A 21,652-nucleotide genomic window follows, 5' to 3' on the forward strand; every position below is an offset into this window, starting at 1 on the left:
AGCACGCCGACAGATTACCAACGAAGCAGCCATGGGCCGCACAAGGCGCCTGCCCCCGTCGGCAGCGCCACCCCCAGTACATACCAGACGCCCCAGAACGGCGGCGCCATCTCCACGCAATAAAGTGAATAGACTAGCACGCCCTGGGCACCGGCCACCAAACCGGCCACGGCACCGGCTGCGCGCAGTTGCGTAGGTGCCAGTCCGCGCAGGAACCACAGCATCGTTGCCAGCGTGGGCAGCGACAGCAAGGCCACATTGGCCGAACAGACCTCCCAGCTGCTCCCCAGCAGCAGGTCCAGACGCTGTGAGGGTGGTGCCAGCGCCAGCCAGCTGCCGCCAGCCAGCCACAGCAGGGCCGGCGGCAGCAGCAATCCCGCTGCCGGTGCCAGGCCGATGCGCATGCCCGGCAGTGCCAGCCGGGATGCGGCCAGTTGTCCGGCCAGCAGCGCAGCCAGCGGAAACGAGACCTTCATCCAGAACAAAGGTTGCAGCAGCAGGGTGCGCAGGTCGCTGCGGACCCCATACAGAATGGCCAGCAGTAGCGCCGCTCCCATCAGGCCCAAGGCCAGCGCCACGGCCATGCGCGCGGCCACGTTGCGCACCAGGGTGCGCTGGCCGGGGCCGGCGGAACCTCCGGTGCCGGTGGCCAGCATGTTGACCAGTTCCATCGTTTTCATTCACATCCCCTGTTTCGCCCCTGCGGGCAGACTGCGCAACGGCGCGCTCTCCTGTGTATTCGTTCACAAAACCGTTTGGGTTACAGCAAGCGCGAAAAATATTTCTTCAAAAAATTTTCGATGCGCTGTAACCGGCCAGCCTCCGCCTGCGAATTAACCATCAGACCGGCAGCCTGGCTGCAGCAAATCAGCCTGCGCCGGTCAGTGTCATCTTCCACTTCATTCCATTTCAAGGAGCACACCATGAACCACCGCCTCGTCGCCACCGCCGCCCTGACCCTCGCCACCCTCGCCTCCGGCGCAGCCATGGCGCAAGACAAGCAACCGATGAACAAGACTGCCGTCGAGAAGTGCTATGGCGTTTCCATGGCCGGCCAGAACGACTGCAAGGCTGGTGAAGGCACCACCTGCGCCGGCACGGCCAAGATGGATTACCAGGGCAATGCCTGGAAGAACGTTCCGGCCGGCACCTGCACTTCCATCAAGACCCCGCGCGGCATGGGCTCGCTCAAGCCGATCTGATCCATCCGGAGCCAATGGTCATGACAGCGCACCTCCTCACTGCCGGCCTGGGCCTCAAGCCGCAGCACTTCGATGCGGCCCTGGCCTGCACCACGCCCGGGCTGTGGTTCGAAGTCCATCCGGAGAACTACCTGATGGAAGGCGGCCCCCGACTGGCCTGGCTGCAGGCCATCCGGGAAAGGCATCCGGTGGCCCTGCACGGGGTGTCGCTGTCATTGGCCGGGCCGCAAGCGCCCGATCCCGCTCACCTGCGCCAGCTGGCACAACTGGCCCGACGTATCGAACCGGTACTGGTCTCCGAACACCTGGCCTGGTCACGTGCCGGCGCACACTACCTGCCCGACCTGTTACCCGTGCCGCGCACGACCGAGATGCTGGCGCGCGTGGCCGCCAACATCAGCCGTACCCAGGATGTCCTGCAGCGTCGCATCGCGCTGGAGAATCCTTCTCACTATCTGCGCATGGAAAGGCACAGCTGGAGCGAGCCGGAATTCCTGCAAGAGCTGGTACGCCGCACCGGTTGCGGCTTGCTGGTCGATGTCAACAATGTCCACGTCAGCGCCTGCAACCTGGGTATCGATGCCACCGATTACCTCGACCAGTTGCCAGCGGAGGCCATCCTCGAAATCCACCTGGCCGGCCACAGTGCCGACGCCCATCTTCCCGGCCTGCTGGTCGATTCGCATGATGCACCGATCGCGGCCCCGGTCTGGGCCTTGTACCAGCATCTGCTGGCCCGTACCGGCCCCCGCCCCACGCTGATCGAACGCGACGGCAACGTGCCGGCCTTCGATGTACTGCTGGCCGAGCGCGACATGGCCGCTGCATTGCTTCATCCGCAGGTGCCGGCACCAGAGGAGCAGCCCGCATGAATGCCCCCGAGAGCCGCTATCACGACGCCTTCCTGCAGGCCCTCCTGAGCGGTCATAGCGACGATCCCGAGATCGGCGCGCTGCTCGCCCAGCCGGCTTTCGCGATCTATCGCAATACCGTCTTCAAGGGCTGCGTCGATGCGCTGCTGGCCAACTATCCCGCAGTGCACCGACTGGTGGGCAGCGCATGGATGGAATCAGCCGCACTGGAGTTCGCGCATCACCACTTGCCACGCCAGGCCAGCCTGATCGCCTATGGCGAAGGCTTTGCCGAATTTCTCGGCACGCTGGAGGCCGCACGCGCCCTGCCCTATCTGCCCGGCATCGCCCTGCTGGATCGCTGCTGGACCGAATCCCACCTGGCCGCCGACCAGCCCGTCCTGGCAGGCGCGGCCCTGCACACCGCACTGGCCGAGGGCCGGGACGTGACCCTGGTCCCGCATGCCGCCTGCCGCTGGCATCACGATGGGCAACATCCGGTCTACACCATCTGGAACGCCAACCGCAGCGAAGAAGACGCCACGGAACTGGCCCCGCAATGGTGCGGCGAGGGCGCCCTGCTCACCCGCCCTCACGGCCAGGTGCAATGGCAGGCACTGGGCCCGGGCGGCTGCCGTTTCCTCGATGCCTGTCGCGATGGCTGCGCCATCGCCAGTGCAGCCGACCAGGCGCTGACACACGAGCCCGGGCTGGACCTTGCCCTGCTGCTGGGCCAGTTGGTTCTGGCCGGCGCCTTCACTTCCTTCTATTGAACACCCCCACGGAGACCCTCATGGAACCGCCTCTCACCCTGGAAGCCACGGCCCGGCCGCATACCACCCTCTACACCCGCGCCGCCGACCTGGCCAGCCGCCTCATCAGCGATTCACTGCTGGCCCTGGTGGCACGGCTGTCGATTGCCGCCATCTTCTTCCTCTCCGGCCGGACCAAGGTCAGCGGATGGCTGCACATCAAGGACAGCACCTATGTCCTGTTCCAGGAGGAATATCGCCTGCCGTTGGTACCGCCCGACCTGGCTGCACACCTGGCCACCTATGCCGAACACTTCTTCCCGCTGCTGCTGGTGCTGGGCCTGTTCACGCGCGGCGCGGCACTGGCGTTGCTGGGCATGACGGCGGTCATCGAGATCTTCGTCTACCCGGATGCCTGGCCAACCCACCTGTCGTGGGCCGGTCTGTTGCTGCTGCTGGTGGCACGCGGTGGTGGTGCCTGGTCACTGGACCGGCGCCTGGGCCTGCACTGATCGAGGGAGACCATCATGTTGACCAGAATGAAGCTGCGCACTGCCCTGCTGCTGGTACTGGGGCTGTTGACCCTGGCGCTGTGGCTGGCGGTGGCCATGGCCTGGCAGGGCGCGCGCTCGGCAAGCCGTGCCACTGCTGCGCTGATCGAACTGTCGGATCGTCACATCCAGCCCCTGCATGACACCGAGCGCCTGTTCCTGACCACCCTGATCAACATGGACAACGCCTACATCAATCTGGTCAAGGGCGACGAAATCAAGTCCAATGACTACAGCCGACGGGCCTCGGCCGCCCTGCAGGAAGCCCGCAAGGCTTTCGACGGCTACCGCCAGGGCCTCACTCCGCAAGCCCTGGCCGAGCCCGAGGCACTGCGTGTCTCGGCGGCCTATGACAGTTACATCAAGGTGTTGAACCAGCGCGAGGTGGCGCTGTATGACGTGTCGCTGGACGACTACGCCGCCGCCACCGTCAGCGCAGAAGCAGCCGATCGCGAATTTGCCGCCACCCTGCGCGCCGTGATCCAGCGTGCGGAACAGGTCAAGGACGGTCTGCGCCAGGCCTCCGAACGCCGCTCGGCCCAGGCCTCGCTACTGGCCGTATCCATGCTGGCGGCCTCCATCCTGCTCATCGGCGTCTGCTGGCTGCTGTTCGACCGCCTGCTGCTGCGACCGCTCAAGCGCGCCGCCGAACATTTCGACCGCATCGCCGACGGTGATCTGAGTCGCCCGGTACAAGGCATCTCCGGCAATGAAATCGGTGTACTCCTGGCCGCATTGCAGCGCATGCAGCGCGGCGTGGCCCGCACCGTCGACGACATCCGCGAGGCCACCCGCGACCTGCATCACGGCGTCGCCGATATCGCCCAGGGCAACGGCGAACTGGCGCAGCGTACGCAGTCCCAGGCCAGTACGCTGGAGTCGACTGCGGCCACCCTGGAACGGCTCTCCGGTGCCGTGCGCAACAATGCCCAGAACGCCGGCCGCACCAATGCAATGGCGGCTGCCGCCGCCCGCGATGCCGAGCGCGGTGGCCAGGTCATGGGCGGCATCGCCGGTGCAATGGCCGAGGTCACGGCAGGGGCAGCACGGATCTCCGACATCGTCAGCGTGATCGACGGCATCGCCTTCCAGACCAACATCCTGGCCCTGAATGCCTCGGTGGAAGCTGCCCGCGCCGGCAGCCAGGGCCGCGGCTTCGCCGTCGTGGCCTCGGAGGTGCGCTCGCTGGCGCTGCGCAGTGCGCAGGCCGCGCGCGAGGTCAAGGACCTGATCGCCACCTCGATCGGCTCGGTCGACCACGCCGCAGAACAGGTCAAGGAAGCCGACCAGGCCATCGTCCAGATCGTGCAGTCGTTCGGCCATGTCATGACCACCGTCAACGAGATCGCCACGGCGACACAGGAACAGGCCGAAGGCATTTCCCAGGTCAGTCTCAGCCTGGCGGACATGGACCGTGCGACCCGGCAGAACGCGACCCTGGTCGAACAGACTGCGGCAGCCGCCGATGCCCTGACCGAACAGGCGGCTACGCTCACGGCGTCGGTGGCCGTCTTCACCCTGGCCGTCCCTGCCGCCATGAGCAGCACAGACACGACCGATGCGCAGACCCTGTCGCTGCCTCGGCTGGCGGTTTCGAGTCAATAAATTCACATCGCCCCGACGATGACACCAAGAGGAGACCCCCCATGACGTCCAGCGGCGCCCTGGAAGAACTGATCGAAGAAAGCTTCACTTCGGCCTTCAACCACCATGCAGCGGGCCGCCTCGATGCGGCCGAAGAAGACTATCGCCTCATCCTCGCCATGGAAGAGCAGCACGCCCCGGCCCAGCATTATCTGGGCGTGCTGCTGCATCAGTGCGGTCGCCACGAGGAAGGATTGGCGCTGATGCACGAGGCCGCGCGCAACGCCCCGCCTGATGCCGACTGGTGCAACGATCTGGGCAATGTTCTGTTCGCCTGCGGACGTTTCGAGGAAGCGGCACCGGCCTATGAACAGGCCCTGGACTTGCGGGCGGCAGATGCGCAACTGTGGACCAACCTGGCCGCAGCGCGGCGCGCCCTGGGCCAGACCGACGCCGCCATCGCCGCCGGCAAGCAGGCCTTGCAGTATGACCCGCACTGCCTGGCCGCCCTGCATCAGCTGGCAGAGCTCTACGCCCAGCTGGGCGATCGCATGCAGAGTTCGCGCTACCAGTGCATGGCCTTCGTGCTGCCGCCGCACGAGGGCAAGTCGCGCGAGCTGCTGGCGATCTCTTTCTATTTCCTGGGGCAGATGGAGCAAGCCGCAGAAGTATGCCGGCAATGGTTGCTGGAGGAGCCCGGACACCCCATCGCCAGCCACATGTTTGCCGCCTATGCCGGACTGCCCAGCGACACGGTCCCGCGTGACTACATCGTGCAGCGCTTCGATGACTACGCCGATCACTTCGACAGCAACCTCGTCACGCACCTGGACTACCGTGGGCCGCAAGTGCTGGACGCGATGCTGCAGGCGGGCCTGGCCGGCGCAGCACCGGTCAATGTCCTGGACGCCGGTTGCGGCACCGGCCTGTGCGCGCCGGTACTGGCGCCCTATGCGCAGGCGCTGGAAGGCATCGACCTGTCCCCCAACATGCTGCGCCACGCTGCACGGCATGCACAATACACCGCGCTGGCCGAAGCCGACGCGGTGGAGTGGATGAGGGCTCATCCGGCACGTTATGGCCTGGTCGCGGCCTGCGACGTGCTGATCTACTGTGGCCAACTGGCCTCGTTCTTCGGGGCAGCCGTACAAGCCTTGCAGGAAGGCGGCCACCTGATCTTCACCGTCGAACTGGCGGAGGAAGAACGTGCCGCTGGCTACTACCTTCACGCCAGCGGCCGCTTCCGCCACCAGCGCAGCTATGTGCAACAGTGCCTGCAGGAGGCCGGGCTGGCGATGGTGCTGGTGCGCGAGGAAAGCCTGCGCGTGGAAATGCAGCAACCCGTGCCGGGACTGGTCGTCCTGGCACGGCGCTGAGCGGGCAATGCAGATGCGCGTCGGCGAACTCAGAGCACGCTCTGGCCGATGGCTGGCAGCATGTCGGCCGGTTCCGGGCGGCGGGTATAGTCAGGATTGACTTCGGCGTAGACGATCACGCCATCCGGAGCAATCACGTAGCGGGCCGGCATGGGCAGCGTCCAGCTGGGATCGCCATTGAAGGCCGGCAGCTCGTTCTTGAGCGACTGGTAGAGCTGCACCAGGTAGTCCGGCAGCGCAAAACGCAACCCGAAGGCTGCCGCCACCTCATTGCCCGCATCCGAGAGGATGGGGAATGACAGCGCGTTCTGGCGCATGGCCTTGCGGCTATTGGCCGGCAGCTGTGGAGAAATGGCTACCAGGCTGGCGCCGGCCTGCTGCAATTGCGGCAGTGCTTCCTGCAGCGCCTGCAATTCCATGTTGCAGTAAGGGCACCACACGCCGCGATAGAAACTCACCACCAGCGGACCGCGCGCCAGCAGCTCGGCCGACGACACCGGCTTGCCTTCCGGATCGGCGAGCGTGAACTGCGGTGCACGGTCACCGGCCTTGAGCGCCAGCTTTGCTGCGCCCGAGGCGATCAGTTCATCGGTAGCGCGCTGCATGGTGGCAATCACTGGGGCAGGCACGTTGTAGGGCGGCTTGCCGGCCACGAAGTCGGCTTTGAAGGCATCCAGCTTGTCTTGCAGAGTCATGATGAAGCTCCTGTCATTGGTTGGGTTGAGTGCGCTCGGCGGTACGGGTCACCACCGATGAGGCGCATTCTGGTCCCAATGATTCAGGAATGGCAGACAGGTCATGGCTATAATGCTTATTCCAATCAGGAATGAACAAGGCAGATATGGATCGCTTGCTGGCCATGACGGCCTTCGTACGGGTGGTGGAGGCGGGGTCGTTTTCGGGGGCGGCGCGCGTGCTGGGCGTGGGCCAGCCAGCAGTATCCAAGACGGTGGCGCAGCTGGAGGACAAGCTCAAGGTCAAACTGCTGCTGCGCTCGACCCACGGCCTCACGCCGACCGAAGCCGGGATGCGCTTCTACGAACGTGCGCGCCTGGCCATTCAGGAAGCCGATGAAGCCGAACTGGCTGCCCGCGGGGCCGGGGCGGGCCTGGCCGGACGGCTGCGGATTTCGGCGGCGCCGACCTTTGCACGACTGTTCGTGATTCCGCATCTGCCGCTGTTCCTGGCACGTCACCCGGGCCTGGAAGTAGATGTGATCCTGGACGACCGCACCATCGACCTGATCGCCGAGGGTATCGACGTCTCGCTGCGCATGGGCAGGCTGGCCGATTCGGCCAGCGTGGCGCGCAAGCTGGCCACGACCCGACGTTCGGTCCTGGCGACCCGGGCCTATCTGGAGCGGGCCCCGGCACCGCGCGTACCGGCCGACCTGAGCGCACACGAGACCCTGGTCATGAGCCAGCTGGACAATGTCTGGACCTTCACTCGCGCAGGGAGCGAAGTGTCGGTCATGGTCAGGGGACGAGTGCGTTTCAACGCTGCCGAAGGCATCCGCGCCGCCGTCCTGGCTGACATGGGTCTGGCCATCGCGTCGGACTGGATGTTCGCCCCCGAACTGGCCGCCGGCAACGTGGTACGTCTGCTGGAAACATGGTCCCTGCCGGAGATCGCCTTGTGGGCGGTCTTTCCCACGGGCAGACTGGCCAGCGCAAAGGCGCGCGCCTTTGCCGACTTCGTGGAAGAAATCATGCTGCAAGAGCAAACCGCGAACTGATGCACGACGGACATCGTCAGCTTGGTAACGATCCTGCGTCGTGTCGTGGCAACTCTTACCGATTAAGCATGCCGCTACGGCAACGCAGCGGCGAAAAGCATATCCACCATGCAACATCCCCGCAGAAAGCTTCATTTTTTGTTGCACTTTTCGACCAAGGTACAGTCGTAGCTCCATTCGGCATGGCTTAGAATAGCCCAAGCTCACGACGTAATCGATTGGACCGTACCGGCCTGCAGCGCGATGAATCCCCGCTCTTCATTGCCCGCCAGACATCCCCGGTACGACATCTGAAAAGGAAAACGGAATGACGCAGTCTCCCAAAAATATCTCGGCCCTGATGTGTGAGCTCAGCGTGGCGCTGGCGGAACTGTCGGAGAAGATGAGCAATCTCTCGGTCACGCTGGAAAACACCTATCTGCAATCCGACGCCCCGGAACCGGCCGCCCTGATGGAAGCCGCCCGGGAAACCATCGACAAGGCGCGCAACGGCTGAGCGGGCGCTTCGACCTCACCGGGTCTCAAGCTCCTCTCAACTCCCTTCCACCTCACCGGCAGCCGGATCCCCTCCGGTCTGCCCGGCCAGCCGCAAGGCACGCCAGGGCATCAACTCTCCCACGCTCCGCTCAGAAATCGTATTTCAGCTCGGCCAAGACCGTGCGCTGCGGGAAGGGATGGAACAGGAAATAATCCCGGTTGGTCAGGTTGTCCACGCCCAGCGCTGCGCTCCAGTGACGGTCGATGCGATAGCGCACACGGGCGTCGAAGACGGTATAGCCATCAAAGCCCTGATAGGTGTGGGTGTTGATGTCGGTATTGTCGACGGTGGCATAGACCCGTCCGCTGTAACGCCCCGCCAGCGTATAGGTCCAGCGGTCATCGGGCTTGTAGCTGGCCACCAGGGTGGCGCGCCATTCGGGTACATAGGGCGTGCGCTTGCCGACCGAGGTGGCGCCGGCCGTGGTGGCCACATAGCTGCTGTTGTCCAGGATGCGGGCATCCACCCATGTCACGCTGCCATTGAGAGAGAAGCCGCGCATGAACAGATCGTTGCGCTCGAAGGCGGCCTCGATGCCGCGCTGGCGCGTGCGATCCACGTTCTGCGTGAAGGAGGCCACGCCGCTGCCGATGGTCGAGGTCTGCGAGATCAGCGCATCGGATACCCGCTCTTCAAACAGCGACACGCGCCATTTACCCCGCCCTTGCGGCAACTGCTTCTCGATGGCCAGTTCGGTGGACCAGACTTTCTCCGGTTTGAGATTGGGATTGGCCTGCAGATAGACGCCATTGAGCAGCACGTTCTGGTACAGCTCGCCCACGGTCGGGAAGCGCAATGCGCGGCCACTCGAGAGTGTCGCCATCCAGTCGTCGGCAAAGGCCCAGGCCAGCGAAGCCTTGGGCGAGAGCCCGTTGTGACTGACCTGCGGCTGGTTCACCGCAAAGACGGTAGTGCCCGAGGTCGACACATTGCGTCCATCGAAAGCGCGCCACCATTCGTAACGCGCCCCCAGCGTGGCCTTGAGCGCTGGAGCAAGATGCCACACATCCTGTGCCCACAGCGCCGAGGTCTCGGTCTTGCCGCGCGAGTCCGAGGCCAGCGTGCCATTGCCGCCGCTGATCCAGTTGCTGGTATTCCAGGTGGGCGTGGCCAGGGTATAACGATCCACATGCGCACCGAAACTGACGACCTGGGCACTCCCCGCAGGGCGCCAGATGCCCTTGGCGTCGACCGTGCTCCAGCCGGTGCCGCTGGCATCGGCAATGGTACCGGCGCCGCCGCTCTGGCCGGCCGGGAAGGCGGTGGTAGAGGTGCGGGTCAGGTCGCGCGAAGCCGACAAGGTCGAGGCGGCCACTTGCCAGTCCCACTGACCACCGGTCTTGCTGCGCAGCTCCAGCGACTGCATCCATTGCTGCTGGTCTACGTCATTGCTGGCGAAGCTGCTGGTATAGACCGTGGCGCCACTGGCATTGTTCAGGAAACTCTGCGGATTGGCATGGGCCTGGTTCTGCCAGAAGCCCAGCGTATAGGTCGCCGTGAGCGCCGGCGTGAAGTCATAGGAAACCTTCAGCCGCGCCGTATCCTGCACGGTGTGGGTGAGATTGCCGGCCCCCAGCACGTAGAGATTCTTGCCCGTGCGATCCTGCGTCGGCACCGCTCCGGTGGTGCCGGCTGGTGCACTGGCGGCGGTGATGTAGGTCACCGGCTGCGAATAGCTGTCCAGGTGATTGACCGAGAAGCGCCAGGCCAGGGCCCCGCTGCGATTACCCAGACCGACGTTGTATTCCTGTGCGCGATAGGTGCCGGAAGCGCCGTAATGGCTGAAATCCTGCTGCGCGTATTGCGCCTTGATGCTGGCCTCGAACTGCTGTGGCATGCGCGTGGTGATCTCGGTCACGGCACCGTAGGAGTTGCCCGGATACTCGGCCGCGAAGGGGCCATACATCACGTCGATGCGCTCGATCTCTTCCGGTGCCACCATGAACCAGCGTGGCGAACCGTTGCCGTTGTTGTTGTTCACCAGCGCCGAGAGCAGGATGCCATCGGCATAGATCAGGCTGCGCGCGCTGGCGTTTACACCCGTGGTGCGGGTGGCCAGCGGCGACTGGGTATCGCCGATGTAGCGCTTGCGCACCGACAGGCTGGGCAGATACTTGAGCGCATCCGAGCTGTCGGTGACGTTGATGCTGTCGGCGGCGGCGTCGGCAGTGACGCTGGCCGTGGTCTGCGGCAACTGCTTGCGCTCGGCGACCGATCCGCTGCCGTGCACCTCGACGGTCGGCAAGGCCGTTGGCTCGCTGCTGGCAGTCTCGCTCCCGGTTTGCTGTGCCAGTGCACTGCCGCTCCAGGCGCACAGCATCGCCAGGAGCAAGGGCGAGGGACGCAGATCAATGAACCGGGAAGATGACTGCGACGGCGACGGCGAGCGAGATGACGAGGATGGGGAAGAAACAAGCAGCGTGTTCATGGCGAGGATGTCCGGACTTTTCTTGGTATCGTGAGGGAAGCGCGCGCAGCCGCACCCGCGACCGCCGTGACGTTCGCACTCCCTGTTTTTTTCATCGGCGCAATCTATCACGCAGCTTGTGCGCCGCGCTCCGGCCAGTCTGCTGCCGCCCGGCAAGAGCGCGCCGCATGCCCGGAAAAAATCCTTTGCACACAAGCAGTTAGCCACGCCGACCGACAAAAAAAATGGGCTGCGACATATTGCCGCAGCCCGCAAATACAACAGAGAGGAGGTGAGATTGGACCCGATTTCCGGGCCCCTTCCCTTAATCCAAATCAAATGCGCTGCGCGCATGCGAGCGCGTCTACCGTCGCGCAAAACATCCGGAGCAGCCATCACAATCACGACAAGACCAAGCCCGCGCACCCGCTGTAGCGGAGCAACTCGCCACCACCACGCACGATCTTTGCAAGGCGCTGCCCCATGGCCAGCTGTCCGTCCACCGTCCAAACAGGGTATGATCGCTACCCGCCTGAGCACGGCCGGGTCAATGCGAGTCAATGCTTCGCAGGCGGCCCGTCCGTGCCACGCCAGCGACGCCGTGCTCACCGGCCGCGTCAGCACGATCCGCTTCACCCGCATCACCAGGAGAACCCCCATCCATGCTTCGCCGCAACCCTTCCGGCCATCGGCCCCAAGTCCACGAATCTGCCTATGTCGACCACACCGCCATCCTGTGCGGCAAGGTGATCGTGCATGAGAATGTCTTCATCGGCCCCTATGCCGTGATCCGCGCCGACGAAGTCGATGACCAGGGCGAGATGGAGCCCATCGTCATCGGTGCCCATTCCAACATCCAGGATGGCGTGGTGATCCACTCCAAGTCGGGCGCTGCGGTCACCATCGGCGAGCGCACCTCGATTGCCCATCGCGCCATCGTGCATGGTCCCTGCTCGGTGGGCGATGGTGCCTTCATCGGCTTCAACAGCGTGCTCTTCAATTGCAGCATCGGCGCCGGTTGCGTGGTGCGCCACAATGCCGTGGTCGACGGTTGCGACCTGCCGCCGGGATTCTACGTGCCGTCCACCGAACGGATCGGACCCAAGACCGACCTGGCCACCATCCCGCGCGTAACGGTGGCCGCCTCGGAATTCTCCGAAGATGTGGCCCGCACCAACAATGAGCTGGTGCGCGGCTACAAGCAGTTGCAGAACGAGTTCTGAACCCTGCCTCCTGCCGATGACATAAAAAAAATCCGGCTTCTGGCGTGAAGACCGGATTTTTCATTTATCGCTTCAGTCGATGATTCAGGCCCCTCCCATCAACTGCCGCGATAAGTGGAATAGGCCCAGGGCGAGACCACCAGCGGCACATGATAGTTCTGGCTGGCATCGGCCACGCCGAAGGCGATCACCACCTCATCGACGAAACGCGGTTCCGGCAGGCTCACGCCCTGCCCCACAAAATATTCGCCGGCGGCAAATACCAGCTCGTACTTGCCGGGCAGCAGGGCCTCACCTTCCAGCAGCGGCGCATCGCAACGGCCATCGCTGTTGGTGACGGCATGCTTGAGCAGCGTCTTGCCCTCGGCAGTGACCGCGTAGAGCGCCAGCTTCACGCCCGCGCCCGGCTTGCCCTTGGTGATATCCAGCACGTGCGTGCTCAGTTTGCCCATGTTGCTGTCCTTTCCCTTTGTGATAGATGAGTCGTCCTGGGGACCGATGATATACCGCCACCCGCCGATGCCTATACGAGTGCGCTTATACCGGCCATCCTCGCAGCGGACATAATGCCTTACCGCGTCACCCCCTGCCAAACCGGAGTCCACATCCGGTGCGCGGATCACGGCTGCGGCATCAAGGCCAGAAAATCCTAAATCATTTATATCAATAAACATCCATCACTGGAGGAGACACCATGCCCATTTCATCCCTGCGCCGACACGGCCTGCTTGCCGGCGTTCTGCTCGTGACCGGCGGCAGCACGCTGGCGGCCGACTGGTCCGACAATTCGATCGGCTATCGTTACGGCACCCGCTTTGCCGAACCCTACAATTCGCAGGACATCAGCAAGAACATCCTCAACTTCCAGCATGCCAGCGGCTACAAGTACGGCACCAATTTCCTCAACGTCGACCTGCTGATGTCGGACCGCAAGGATGACAACGCCCAGGAAGCCTATCTCACCTATCGCCATACGCTGGACCTGGGCAAGATCAGCGGCCGCGATCTGTCCTTCGGACCGGCGCGCGGCGTGGGCCTGACGCTGGGCCTGGACTGGAACACCAAGAACGACAACAGCTACGCCTCCAAGAAGCGCATGTGGGTCATCGGCCCGACCCTGATGATGGATGTGCCGGGCTTCCTGAACGTGAGCGTGCTGGCACTGTTCGAGAGCAACCAGCCCAAGGGCGTCAGCAGCCGCTACCGCTATGACACCCACCCGATGCTGAACCTGGCCTGGGGCATTCCCCTGGGTACATCCGGTTGGGCCTTCGAAGGCTACATGAACTACATCGCCGCCAAGGGCAAGAACGAGTTCGGCGGTGCCACCGCCCCCGAACTGAACTTCGACGGGCAGCTCATGTACGACGTCGGCACCGCCATGGGCCTGGGCAAGAACACCTTCCGTCTGGGGCTGGAATACCAGTACTGGCGCAACAAGTTCGGCAACCCCGGCAACGTCCCCGGCTCGCTGGCGAAGACGCCGATGGTACGTGCCGAATATCACTTCTGATCCGCGCCTGATCCACGCCTGATCCGCCCAGGGGGCTCATTCTTTTCTTCCAGGATTCAGACGATTCTGATTGAAAAAAAATCGAGTTCCCCGATTCAAATAGCGCGCTTTAAAACTCCTGCAAAAAATCGAAATTTTCAGGAGTTCTTTTTTTCTCCCCGCTTCCTATACTCGTCAGGATCCGTTCCCGGCATGTCTGTCCGCCCGGCCGGATATTCCTGACCTCTCCCCGCCAGCCCTTGCCCGACCGCGCTTCCCGCTTTTCTGCATGAAGCTTCATATCGCGCCGGATACCGCTCTTTGCCAGCCCAGAGTTTTCGCAACCCTTACTCTCGGAACCTGACATGAGCTTCATCAAGAGCCGCAAGCACCCTATCTCCACTCCTTCCACCCCTTCCGCTGCCTCCACGCCTTCCTGTCTCACGGCTGCCATCGCCGGCGCCCTGCTGCTGCCGGTGGTCGCTGCGCAGGCCCAGTCACCCCGTGCGCAACTGCCTGCCGTGCAGGTCGATGCCCTCAAGGACTCACCCTACAAGGCCGAGCAATCGGCCTCACCCAAGTACAGCCAGCCGCTGGTGGACACCCCGCAGACCCTGCAGATCCTCAAACGTCCGCTGATGGAACAGCAAGGTGCCACGACCCTGACCGAGGTCCTGCGCAATACCCCCGGCGTGGGCACCTTCTTCCTCGGCGAGAACGGCAGCACCAGCACCGGTGATACGGTCTACATGCGCGGCTTCGACGCCTCCAGCAATATCTTCGTGGACAACGTGCGCGACCTGGGCGCCATCTCGCGTGACGTCTTCAACCTGCAGCAGGTGGAAGTTCTCAAGGGCGCCGCCGGTACCGACAACGGACGCGGCTCGCCGACCGGGGCCATCAACCTGGTCAGCAAGCAACCCGAACTGACCGACGCGGTGACGGCCAGCGGCACCTATGGCAGCTGGAACCAGAAACGCCTCACCGTCGACTGGAACCAGGTGCTGGTCCCCGAGCATGGCCTGGCGCTGCGCCTGAACCTGATGAAGCAGAACAGCGGTGTACCTGGCCGTCACGAAGTCCACAGCCGCCGCGACGGCTTCGCCCCCTCGCTGGCCTGGGGCCTGAACACGCCGACCCGCATCTATTTCAATTACCTGCACATGGAGCAGCACAACCGGCCCGATGGCGGCGTGATCACCCTCGGCCTGCCCGGCTACAGTTCGCCTGATCTTGCTCGACCTTTCATCTCCCGTGCACCCAAAGTGAATCCGAGCAATTACTACGGCCATCGCGATGATTACGACCGGGTCAATGCCGACATGTACACGCTGCGGGTGGAGCACGATATCGCCCCCGAACTCAAGCTGCACAACACCACCCGCTACGCCCGTACCGACCAGGATTACCGGCTGGCCTCCTTCATCGCCACCGGATCCGACCGCGGCCGCTTCAAGACCGGCATCATCACGCCTTCGGCCACTGATCGCAGCAGTTGGCTGCTGGCGCGCAACATCGTTACCCGGCGCGATCAGGCCAACGAAATCATGAGCAACCAGACCCATGTCACGACGCAATGGCAGACCGGGCGGATCCGTCATGCGCTGGTCGGCGGGCTGGAATTGACGCGTGAACGCCAGCGCTCGCTGTCCTTTGGTACGGACGGCTTCCGCCCCTATGCCAACCTGTACCAGCCGAATCCGCACTTTGACGAATCAGCGGTGCGCATCAGAACCACCGGCAGCAACGAAGGGCAGACCGATACCGTCTCGCTGTACGTGCTGGACACCCTCAAGTTCAACGAGCGCTGGTCGCTCAACCTGGGGCTGCGCGAGGACCATTACCGCACCTCCTTCACCGGCATCGCCTCGGGCAGCCTCACGCAACTCTCGAGCTCGGGCAATCTGCTGAGCTGGAAGCTGGCGGCTGTCTTCAAGCCCACCAGCTACAGCAGCGTCTATGCCCTGCTGGCAACATCGCAGCAACCGCCGGGCGGCAACAATATCACCCTCAGCGCCAGCCGCGGGAACCCGTCGCACCCCGACTACGCGCCGCAAAAGACCCGCACCGCCGAGCTCGGCACCAAGTGGGATCTGCTCAATCGTCGCCTGGCCGTGACCGGGGCGCTGTACCGTACCGACGTGAGCAATGAAATCGAGGCAGGAACGCTGGCCGATACCTACTTCCAGATCGGAGAGAAACGTACCGACGGCGTGGAGCTGGGCGTCACCGGCGAGATCACCCCTGACATTTCGCTCACCGCCGGCTATAGCCGCATGAACAGCCGGGTCAATCAGGGACGTGTGGCCACCGCCAGCGGCGAAAACTATCTGGCCTACGCACCGCGTCAGTCCTTCACCTCATGGGCGACCTGGCGCGCGGCACCGGGCCTGGCGCTGGGTGGAGGTCTGCGCTACACCGACGGCCTGCTGCGCGGCACGGACACCAATGCCGTGGGCACACCCACCCGCACCGATGCCTACTGGCTGGTCGATGCCATGGCCAGCTACGCAATCAACAAGACGGTGGAGCTGCAGTTCAATGTCACCAACCTGTTCAACAAGCAATACGCCGCCGCCATCAACAAGAGCGGCTACCGCTATACCCCAGGCGGTGCGCGTGCCGTCTCGCTGACGGGCAACTTCCGCTTCTGATGACTTCCTCCGGTGGCGGCGTTCTGCCGCCACTGCCCCCGTCTCCCCTTCCTGCAACGCCTTCCTGCAAATCATTTATCACGTTGACCAAAACGGCAGGAGCACGGTGTATTTTCCTCACCACATGCCGAGCCATCCTGCCGATGCCCGCCATGCCCGAGCCCGCGCGGACCATCGGACTGCTGACCGCATCCGACCGGCTGTGACAATAGACTACATGCCAACTTTTTCAGGAATAAGAATCACTTTTATTTTCAATATGTATATAATTGTAAGCATCCTGATTCAATTCGTTACAAAAAAGACCGATACGGGATACACAAAAAGACAACCTCGCCAGCCATTGCGGCGGAGCCTGCCAGGTCATTTCTGACCACGCGATTGCCCGTTCGACTCGTAGCCAGCCAAGAGAACCCTCAACAATTTCTCTCGGAACCAAGCCATGAGTTACATCAAGAGCCGCAAGCACGCACAACCCGCGTTTGCCTCGACCCGCCTGTCTGCTGCCGTTGCCGGCGCCCTGCTGCTGCCCGCCGTGGGCGTGCATGCCCAGACCAGCAGCGCTCTGCCCAAGGTCGAAGTGACCGCCACCCAGGAATCGGACTACAAGGCTGACAAGGCTTCCTCGGCCAAGTACAGCCAGCCGCTGGTCGATACCCCGCAGACCCTGACCGTGATCAAGAAGCAGCTGATCGACCAGCAAGGCGCCACCACCCTGACCGAAGCCCTGCGCAACAGTCCTGGCGTGGGCACCTTCTATCTCGGCGAGAACGGCTCGACCAATACCGGCGACGCCATCTACATGCGTGGCTTCGACAGTTCCAGCGCCATCTTCGTGGACAACGTGCGCGACCTGGGTTCGATCTCGCGCGACATGTTCAACATCCAGCAGGTGGAAGTCCTGAAGGGACCGGCGGGGACCGACACTGGCCGTGGCTCGCCGACCGGCTCGATCAACCTGGTCACCAAGCAGGCCGAGATGAGCAACTTCTTCAATGCCTCGGCCACCTACGGCAGCTGGAACCAGAAGCGCGCCACCGCCGACTGGAACAAGGTGGTCGATGAAGAACGCGGCATCGCCCTGCGCCTGAACCTGATGAAGCAGGACAGCGGCGTACCCGGCCGTCACGAAGTCAAGAACGACCGCTGGGGCGTGGCGCCCTCGCTGGCCTTCGGCCTGAACAGCCCGACCCGCGTATTCCTGAACTACCTGCATATCGACCAGGACAACGTTCCCGATGGCGGCGTACCGACCATCGGCCTGCCCGGCTACACCTCGCCGGACAGCTCACGTTCCTTCCTGAGCGGTGCGGCGCGTGTGGATTCGTCCAACTTCTACGGCCTCTCGGGCGACTACGACAAGGTCACCTCCGACATGTTCACGGCGCGTGTGGAGCATGACTTTTCCTCCGACGTCAAACTGCAGAACACCACCCGCTATGCCAAGACCAGCCAGGATTACCTGCTGACCTCCTTCATGGGAACCTCGGCCAACCTGGTTACCCCGTCGGCCAGCAATCCATCGGCGTGGACCATTTCGCGTTCCAATCCGACGCGCAAGGACCAGAGCAACGAGATCATCACCAACCAGACCAACATCACCGCCGACCTGCAGGCGGGAGGACTCAAGCACACCCTGGTGGGCGGAGTGGAATTCACCGAAGAAAAGCAGCATGCCCTGTCCTTCACCCGTAGCGGCACGCTCTCGGTGGCCAACCTGTACAACCCGAATCCGAACGATCCCAAGACCTACACGATGACGGCCACCGGCTACAACGACGGCAAGACCGACACCGTCTCGGCCTACCTGTTCGACACCATCAAGTTCAATGAGCACTGGGCGATCAATGCCGGCATCCGCGAGGACCACTATCGCACCACGTACTACGCCAACGCCGCCGGCACCATCACCAACCTGTCGACCTCGGGCAACCTGTTCAACTGGAAGCTGGCCGCCATCTACAAGCCCACCGACTACAGCAGCATCTACGCGCTGTATGCCACGTCGCAGCAGCCGCCGGGCGGCAGCAACTTCGCCCTGTCGGCCTCGGCCAACAGCGCTGCCAACAGCAACTACGCACCGCAAAAGACCAAGACTTCCGAGCTGGGCACCAAGTGGGATCTGCTGAACAAGAAGCTGGCCGTCACCGCCGCCCTGTTCCATACCGAAGTGACCAATGAAGTCGAGCGCGATCCGACCTCGCTGCAATACTTCCAGACCGGCAAGAAGACCGTGCAGGGCATCGAACTGGGCGTGACCGGTGACGTGACCAGCAATCTGTCGCTGGCGGCCGGCTATACCTGGATGGACACCAAGGTCGACAACGGCGCCATCGTCACCGCCTCCGGTGACAACAACCTGGCATACACCCCCAAGCAGGCCTTCACCTCGTGGGCGTCCTATCGCCTGCCGCATGGCTTCACCGTGGGGGGTGGTGCGCGCTACGTCAGCTCGCTGCTGCGCGGCACCGATGGTGCCGTCGGCACCCCCAAGTACGCCAACAGCTACTGGGTCTTCGACGGCATGATGGGTTACGTGGTGAACAAGAACGTCGATCTTCAGTTGAACATCTACAATATTTTCGACAAGGACTACGTAGCGGCCATCAACAAGAGCGGCTATCGTTATACCCCGGGCACGCCGCGTTCGGTGGCACTGACGGCCAACTTCAAGTTCTGAGACAGCGCCTCGCGATGACTTGATCTGCCTCAGTTGCGTCACTGCCGGTCTTGCTTAAAGTGAGGCTGCCCACTGAGTCCAGTCATGGATCAGCCAGACTTGACGGCCCCTCCTTCACGGGAGGGGCCTTTTCATTAGCGACAGGAGAAATTCATCATGATGCTGCACATCCCCGCCGTTCTCAGCGCCGACCAGGTGCGCCACATCCGCAGCGAGCTCGACCGTGCCGGCTGGGTCGATGGCCGCGAGACGGTGGGCGACCAGGGCGCGCGCGTCAAGCGCAACCGGCAGTTGCCGGAGCACTCGCCACTGGGTTTCCGGCTGGGCGAGATCATCCTCGAGGCATTGCGCCGCAACCCGCTGTTCTTTGCCGCCGCCCTGCCCAAGAAGACCATGCCGCCGCTGTTCAACTGCTACGAGGGCGGCGAACACTATGGTCTGCATGTCGACGGTTCGGTGCGCAACCTGCCCAACGCAGCGGGCAGCCTGCGTACCGATGTCTCCTCCACGCTCTTTCTCTGCGACCCTGAGGAATACGACGGCGGCGAACTGGTCGTGGTCGATACCTATGGTACGCACGAAGTGAAGTTGCCGGCGGGTGACCTGATCGTCTATCCCTCCACCAGCCTGCACCGGGTGGAACCGGTCACGCGCGGGGCGCGCGTGTGCTCCTTCTTCTGGACCCAGAGCATGATCCGCGACGACTGGAAGCGCAGCATGCTCTTCGAGCTGGATCGCAACATCTACAGCCTGCGCCAGAAGCTGGGAGATAGCGAGGAAGTGGTCGGCTTGACCGGGCACTACCACAACCTGCTGCGGCAGTGGGCGGATGTCTGACTCCGCCAAATTGTTTATTTGTTTTATACCGTTTATATTGATTTGAGTATTTCGATGCGCCAAATGGAAAGGCCGTCCGGCATTGCAGCGGACGGCCTTTCTCATGCAAGCCTGCGCGGGATCAGACGAAACGCCCGATCGCACTCATCACCGCCTCCCGCACCGAACCGCTGACCACAAAGTCATGCGCAGCGCGCACGTCGTCATGGAACCAGCGATCGCCATCCAGGCAGGCCGGGATCTGGCGGCGGATCTCCGCATAGGCCGCCTGCGTACCCTGCCCCAGTTGGAAGCCTTTGAGCAACTCTTCGGTCATGGTCAGCGCCTGCGCCGCCAGCAGCATTTCCACGCCGACGATGTATTGCGTGTTCTGCACCACGGTCATGGCCTTGCGGGCGCACCAGGTCGAGTTGGAAATATGGTCCTCGCTGTTGCCCTTGGAGGGGATGCTGTCGACGCTGCCCGGCATGCAGAGGGTACGGTTCTCCATCACCAGCGAACTCATGGAACACTGCACCACCGGGTAGCCGGTATTGACGCCGCGCACTCCGCTCATGAGGTTGCGCGGCAAGCCCCATGACAGGGTCGGATCGATCAGGCGTGCGATGCGGCGTTCGCAGATGCTGCCCAGATCAGTGATCGCCATGGCCAACAAGTCCATCGCCTGCGCCAGGTACTGGCCGTGGAAGTTGCCACCGGAAATGATTTCGAAACCTTCGCCGTCCTCCTTGTTGAAGATCAACGGATTGTCGGTGGCGGAGTTGGTTTCCTTCTCGATGATGGTGTCGATGTAGTCCAGCGCATCGAAGACCGGGCCATATACCTGCGGTGCGCAGCGCAGCGAGTACACATCCTGGATGCGCGCGGTGTAAGGGATATCGGTACGGCGCAATTCATCGGGCAATTGCACGGCGCGTGCTTCATGCGTGGTACGGGTGGAGCCCTTCAACAAAGTGCGGATGACTTCGGCCGTCTTGATCTGCCCCGCATGCGGCCGTGCCATCTGAATGCGCGGATCGAAGGCCGACATCTCGGCCCGCATCGCTTCCAGCGTCAGCCCCAGCGACAGGCAGGCGTCGGTGAGCAGGTGGCGTGCATCGTGGGCCGCCAGGATGGCCACGGCCAGCGAAGCGGTGCAACCATTGATGAGGGCCGAAGCATCCTTGGCCTTGAGGTCGAATTTCACCGGAGCGATACCGGCCTGCTCAATCGCTTGCGTGGCCCGCATGCGTTGGCCGCGATACATCACTTCGGCCTCATCGAATCCGGCAATGGCCGCCGCCAGATAAGCCAGCGGCGCGAGATCTCCTGAGGCACCGACTGAACCCTTCTGCGGCATGATCGGATGAATACCGGCATTGAGGAAGGCCAGCAGGCGATCCACCACTTCCACGCGCGGCGCAGAGTAATTCGACGCGAAGGCATTGGCACGCAGCAGCATGGTGGCGCGACTGACTTCTTCAGAAAACGGCTCGCCGATGCCTGCGCTGTGCGCGCGGATCAGTTGCGTCTGGAACAGCTCGATGTGCTCGACCTTGATGCGCGTGTCCTTGAGCAAGCCCACACCGGTGTTGAAGCTGTACATCATGGGGGCTTCATCGTGCATCCAGGTGGATTCGATGTAGTCGCGGCTTTGCTTGAGCGCGCTGCGCGAGGAATCGGCCAGTGCGACCTTCAGGTGCGGGGCGCGGGCCACGCTGAGGACTTGCGCGGCGGTGAGGTTGAAGCCGTCGATGGTGATGGTGTGCATGTGATGAGTTCTCTCTGACA

18 protein-coding genes are annotated in these 21,652 nt (G+C 63.3%); 13 read left to right on the forward strand and 5 right to left on the reverse strand.

Annotated elements, in window-relative coordinates; translation table 11 throughout:
- Positions 1-14: 14 nt before the first annotated feature.
- Positions 15-680, reverse strand: coding sequence for a DUF1109 domain-containing protein (locus GWL_RS12600; RefSeq protein ID WP_237713569.1), 666 nt, complete (start codon positions 678-680; stop codon positions 15-17).
- 243 nt (positions 681-923) lie between these two features.
- Here GWL_RS12600 and GWL_RS12605 point away from each other — a divergent pair, with 243 nt between their 5' ends.
- The 6 genes from GWL_RS12605 to GWL_RS12630 are packed head-to-tail and all read left to right on the forward strand — an operon-like array spanning position 924 to position 6,316.
- Positions 924-1,202, forward strand: coding sequence for a DUF2282 domain-containing protein (locus tag GWL_RS12605; RefSeq protein WP_008330675.1), 279 nt, complete (start codon positions 924-926; stop codon positions 1,200-1,202).
- 20 nt (positions 1,203-1,222) lie between these two features.
- On the forward strand, positions 1,223-2,074 hold the full coding sequence (locus tag GWL_RS12610) for a DUF692 domain-containing protein (protein WP_034351126.1): 852 nt from the start codon (positions 1,223-1,225) through the stop codon (positions 2,072-2,074).
- Positions 2,071-2,826 carry a DNA-binding domain-containing protein gene (locus GWL_RS12615; protein ID WP_008330678.1) on the forward strand — a complete coding sequence of 252 codons (756 nt, stop codon included), beginning with the start codon at positions 2,071-2,073 and terminating at the stop codon, positions 2,824-2,826. The genes GWL_RS12610 and GWL_RS12615 overlap by 4 nt, the downstream gene beginning before the upstream one ends.
- A gap of 20 nt (positions 2,827-2,846) precedes the next feature.
- Positions 2,847-3,317, forward strand: a complete 471-nt coding sequence (locus GWL_RS12620) for a DoxX family protein (protein ID WP_008330679.1) — start codon at positions 2,847-2,849, stop codon at positions 3,315-3,317.
- A 15-nt stretch (positions 3,318-3,332) separates the two neighbouring features.
- Positions 3,333-4,961, forward strand: coding sequence for a methyl-accepting chemotaxis protein (locus GWL_RS12625; protein ID WP_008330695.1), 1,629 nt, complete (start codon positions 3,333-3,335; stop codon positions 4,959-4,961).
- 41 nt (positions 4,962-5,002) lie between these two features.
- Positions 5,003-6,316 carry a tetratricopeptide repeat protein gene (locus GWL_RS12630; RefSeq protein ID WP_008330699.1) on the forward strand — a complete coding sequence of 438 codons (1,314 nt, stop codon included), beginning with the start codon at positions 5,003-5,005 and terminating at the stop codon, positions 6,314-6,316.
- A 29-nt stretch (positions 6,317-6,345) separates the two neighbouring features.
- Here GWL_RS12630 and GWL_RS12635 read toward each other — a convergent pair whose 3' ends face one another.
- Positions 6,346-7,011 (reverse strand): peroxiredoxin-like family protein, encoded by a 666-nt coding sequence (locus GWL_RS12635; RefSeq protein ID WP_008330701.1) that lies wholly within the window; start codon positions 7,009-7,011, stop codon positions 6,346-6,348.
- A gap of 146 nt (positions 7,012-7,157) precedes the next feature.
- Here GWL_RS12635 and GWL_RS12640 point away from each other — a divergent pair, with 146 nt between their 5' ends.
- Together GWL_RS12640 and GWL_RS12645 are read left to right on the forward strand one after the other, a co-directional pair.
- Positions 7,158-8,051 (forward strand): LysR family transcriptional regulator, encoded by an 894-nt coding sequence (locus GWL_RS12640; protein WP_034350759.1) that lies wholly within the window; start codon positions 7,158-7,160, stop codon positions 8,049-8,051.
- Positions 8,052-8,358: 307 nt separating this feature from the next.
- Positions 8,359-8,547 (forward strand): hypothetical protein, encoded by a 189-nt coding sequence (locus GWL_RS12645; RefSeq protein ID WP_008330704.1) that lies wholly within the window; start codon positions 8,359-8,361, stop codon positions 8,545-8,547.
- A 130-nt stretch (positions 8,548-8,677) separates the two neighbouring features.
- Here the strand turns inward: GWL_RS12645 and GWL_RS12650 are convergent, their stop codons facing one another.
- Complete coding sequence (locus tag GWL_RS12650; protein ID WP_008330706.1) at positions 8,678-10,909, reverse strand: TonB-dependent receptor; 2,232 nt, start codon at positions 10,907-10,909, stop codon at positions 8,678-8,680.
- Between the two features lie 749 nt (positions 10,910-11,658).
- On the opposite strand from GWL_RS12650, the gene GWL_RS12655 reads away from it, so the two are divergent.
- Entirely contained in the window at positions 11,659-12,219 is a 561-nt protein-coding gene (locus tag GWL_RS12655; protein WP_008330708.1) for a carbonate dehydratase, read from the forward strand.
- 98 nt (positions 12,220-12,317) lie between these two features.
- On the opposite strand, the gene uraH is transcribed toward GWL_RS12655, so the two are convergent.
- Positions 12,318-12,671 carry a hydroxyisourate hydrolase gene (gene uraH / locus GWL_RS12660; RefSeq protein WP_008330710.1) on the reverse strand — a complete coding sequence of 118 codons (354 nt, stop codon included), beginning with the start codon at positions 12,669-12,671 and terminating at the stop codon, positions 12,318-12,320.
- A 242-nt stretch (positions 12,672-12,913) separates the two neighbouring features.
- Here uraH and GWL_RS12665 point away from each other — a divergent pair, with 242 nt between their 5' ends.
- The 4 genes from GWL_RS12665 to GWL_RS12685 all read left to right on the forward strand — a co-directional run bounded on the left by GWL_RS12665 (position 12,914) and on the right by GWL_RS12685 (position 19,882).
- Positions 12,914-13,732, forward strand: coding sequence for a hypothetical protein (locus GWL_RS12665; protein WP_008330712.1), 819 nt, complete (start codon positions 12,914-12,916; stop codon positions 13,730-13,732).
- A gap of 344 nt (positions 13,733-14,076) precedes the next feature.
- A complete protein-coding gene (locus tag GWL_RS12675; protein ID WP_008330714.1) occupies positions 14,077-16,365 on the forward strand; it encodes a catecholate siderophore receptor Fiu in 2,289 nt (762 codons plus the stop codon).
- 442 nt (positions 16,366-16,807) lie between these two features.
- Entirely contained in the window at positions 16,808-19,045 is a 2,238-nt protein-coding gene (locus GWL_RS12680) for a catecholate siderophore receptor Fiu (RefSeq protein WP_008330715.1), read from the forward strand.
- A 156-nt stretch (positions 19,046-19,201) separates the two neighbouring features.
- Entirely contained in the window at positions 19,202-19,882 is a 681-nt protein-coding gene (locus GWL_RS12685) for a Fe2+-dependent dioxygenase (RefSeq protein ID WP_008330717.1), read from the forward strand.
- 121 nt (positions 19,883-20,003) lie between these two features.
- On the opposite strand, the gene hutH is transcribed toward GWL_RS12685, so the two are convergent.
- Complete coding sequence (gene hutH / locus GWL_RS12690; protein WP_008330718.1) at positions 20,004-21,632, reverse strand: histidine ammonia-lyase; 1,629 nt, start codon at positions 21,630-21,632, stop codon at positions 20,004-20,006.
- Positions 21,633-21,652 lie beyond the last annotated feature (20 nt).

It is taken from the genome of Herbaspirillum sp. GW103, assembly GCF_000261365.1.
In the GTDB taxonomy this organism is placed as follows: Bacteria; Pseudomonadota; Gammaproteobacteria; order Burkholderiales; family Burkholderiaceae_D; genus Herbaspirillum.

Excerpts from the sequence above, each read along its gene's own strand:
- GWL_RS12600 (WP_237713569.1), bottom strand. The coding sequence starts at position 680 with ATGAAAACGATGGAACTGGTCAACATGCTGGCCACCGGCACCGGAGGT.
- GWL_RS12605 (WP_008330675.1), top strand. The coding sequence starts at position 924 with ATGAACCACCGCCTCGTCGCCACCGCCGCCCTGACCCTCGCCACCCTC.
- GWL_RS12610 (WP_034351126.1), top strand. The coding sequence starts at position 1,223 with ATGACAGCGCACCTCCTCACTGCCGGCCTGGGCCTCAAGCCGCAGCAC.
- GWL_RS12615 (WP_008330678.1), top strand. The coding sequence starts at position 2,071 with ATGAATGCCCCCGAGAGCCGCTATCACGACGCCTTCCTGCAGGCCCTC.
- GWL_RS12620 (WP_008330679.1), top strand. The coding sequence starts at position 2,847 with ATGGAACCGCCTCTCACCCTGGAAGCCACGGCCCGGCCGCATACCACC.
- GWL_RS12625 (WP_008330695.1), top strand. The coding sequence starts at position 3,333 with ATGTTGACCAGAATGAAGCTGCGCACTGCCCTGCTGCTGGTACTGGGG.
- GWL_RS12630 (WP_008330699.1), top strand. The coding sequence starts at position 5,003 with ATGACGTCCAGCGGCGCCCTGGAAGAACTGATCGAAGAAAGCTTCACT.
- GWL_RS12635 (WP_008330701.1), bottom strand. The coding sequence starts at position 7,011 with ATGACTCTGCAAGACAAGCTGGATGCCTTCAAAGCCGACTTCGTGGCC.
- GWL_RS12640 (WP_034350759.1), top strand. The coding sequence starts at position 7,158 with ATGGATCGCTTGCTGGCCATGACGGCCTTCGTACGGGTGGTGGAGGCG.
- GWL_RS12645 (WP_008330704.1), top strand. The coding sequence starts at position 8,359 with ATGACGCAGTCTCCCAAAAATATCTCGGCCCTGATGTGTGAGCTCAGC.
- GWL_RS12650 (WP_008330706.1), bottom strand. The coding sequence starts at position 10,909 with ATGCTGTGCGCCTGGAGCGGCAGTGCACTGGCACAGCAAACCGGGAGC.
- GWL_RS12655 (WP_008330708.1), top strand. The coding sequence starts at position 11,659 with ATGCTTCGCCGCAACCCTTCCGGCCATCGGCCCCAAGTCCACGAATCT.
- uraH (WP_008330710.1), bottom strand. The coding sequence starts at position 12,671 with ATGGGCAAACTGAGCACGCACGTGCTGGATATCACCAAGGGCAAGCCG.
- GWL_RS12665 (WP_008330712.1), top strand. The coding sequence starts at position 12,914 with ATGCCCATTTCATCCCTGCGCCGACACGGCCTGCTTGCCGGCGTTCTG.
- GWL_RS12675 (WP_008330714.1), top strand. The coding sequence starts at position 14,077 with ATGAGCTTCATCAAGAGCCGCAAGCACCCTATCTCCACTCCTTCCACC.
- GWL_RS12680 (WP_008330715.1), top strand. The coding sequence starts at position 16,808 with ATGAGTTACATCAAGAGCCGCAAGCACGCACAACCCGCGTTTGCCTCG.
- GWL_RS12685 (WP_008330717.1), top strand. The coding sequence starts at position 19,202 with ATGATGCTGCACATCCCCGCCGTTCTCAGCGCCGACCAGGTGCGCCAC.
- hutH (WP_008330718.1), bottom strand. The coding sequence starts at position 21,632 with ATGCACACCATCACCATCGACGGCTTCAACCTCACCGCCGCGCAAGTC.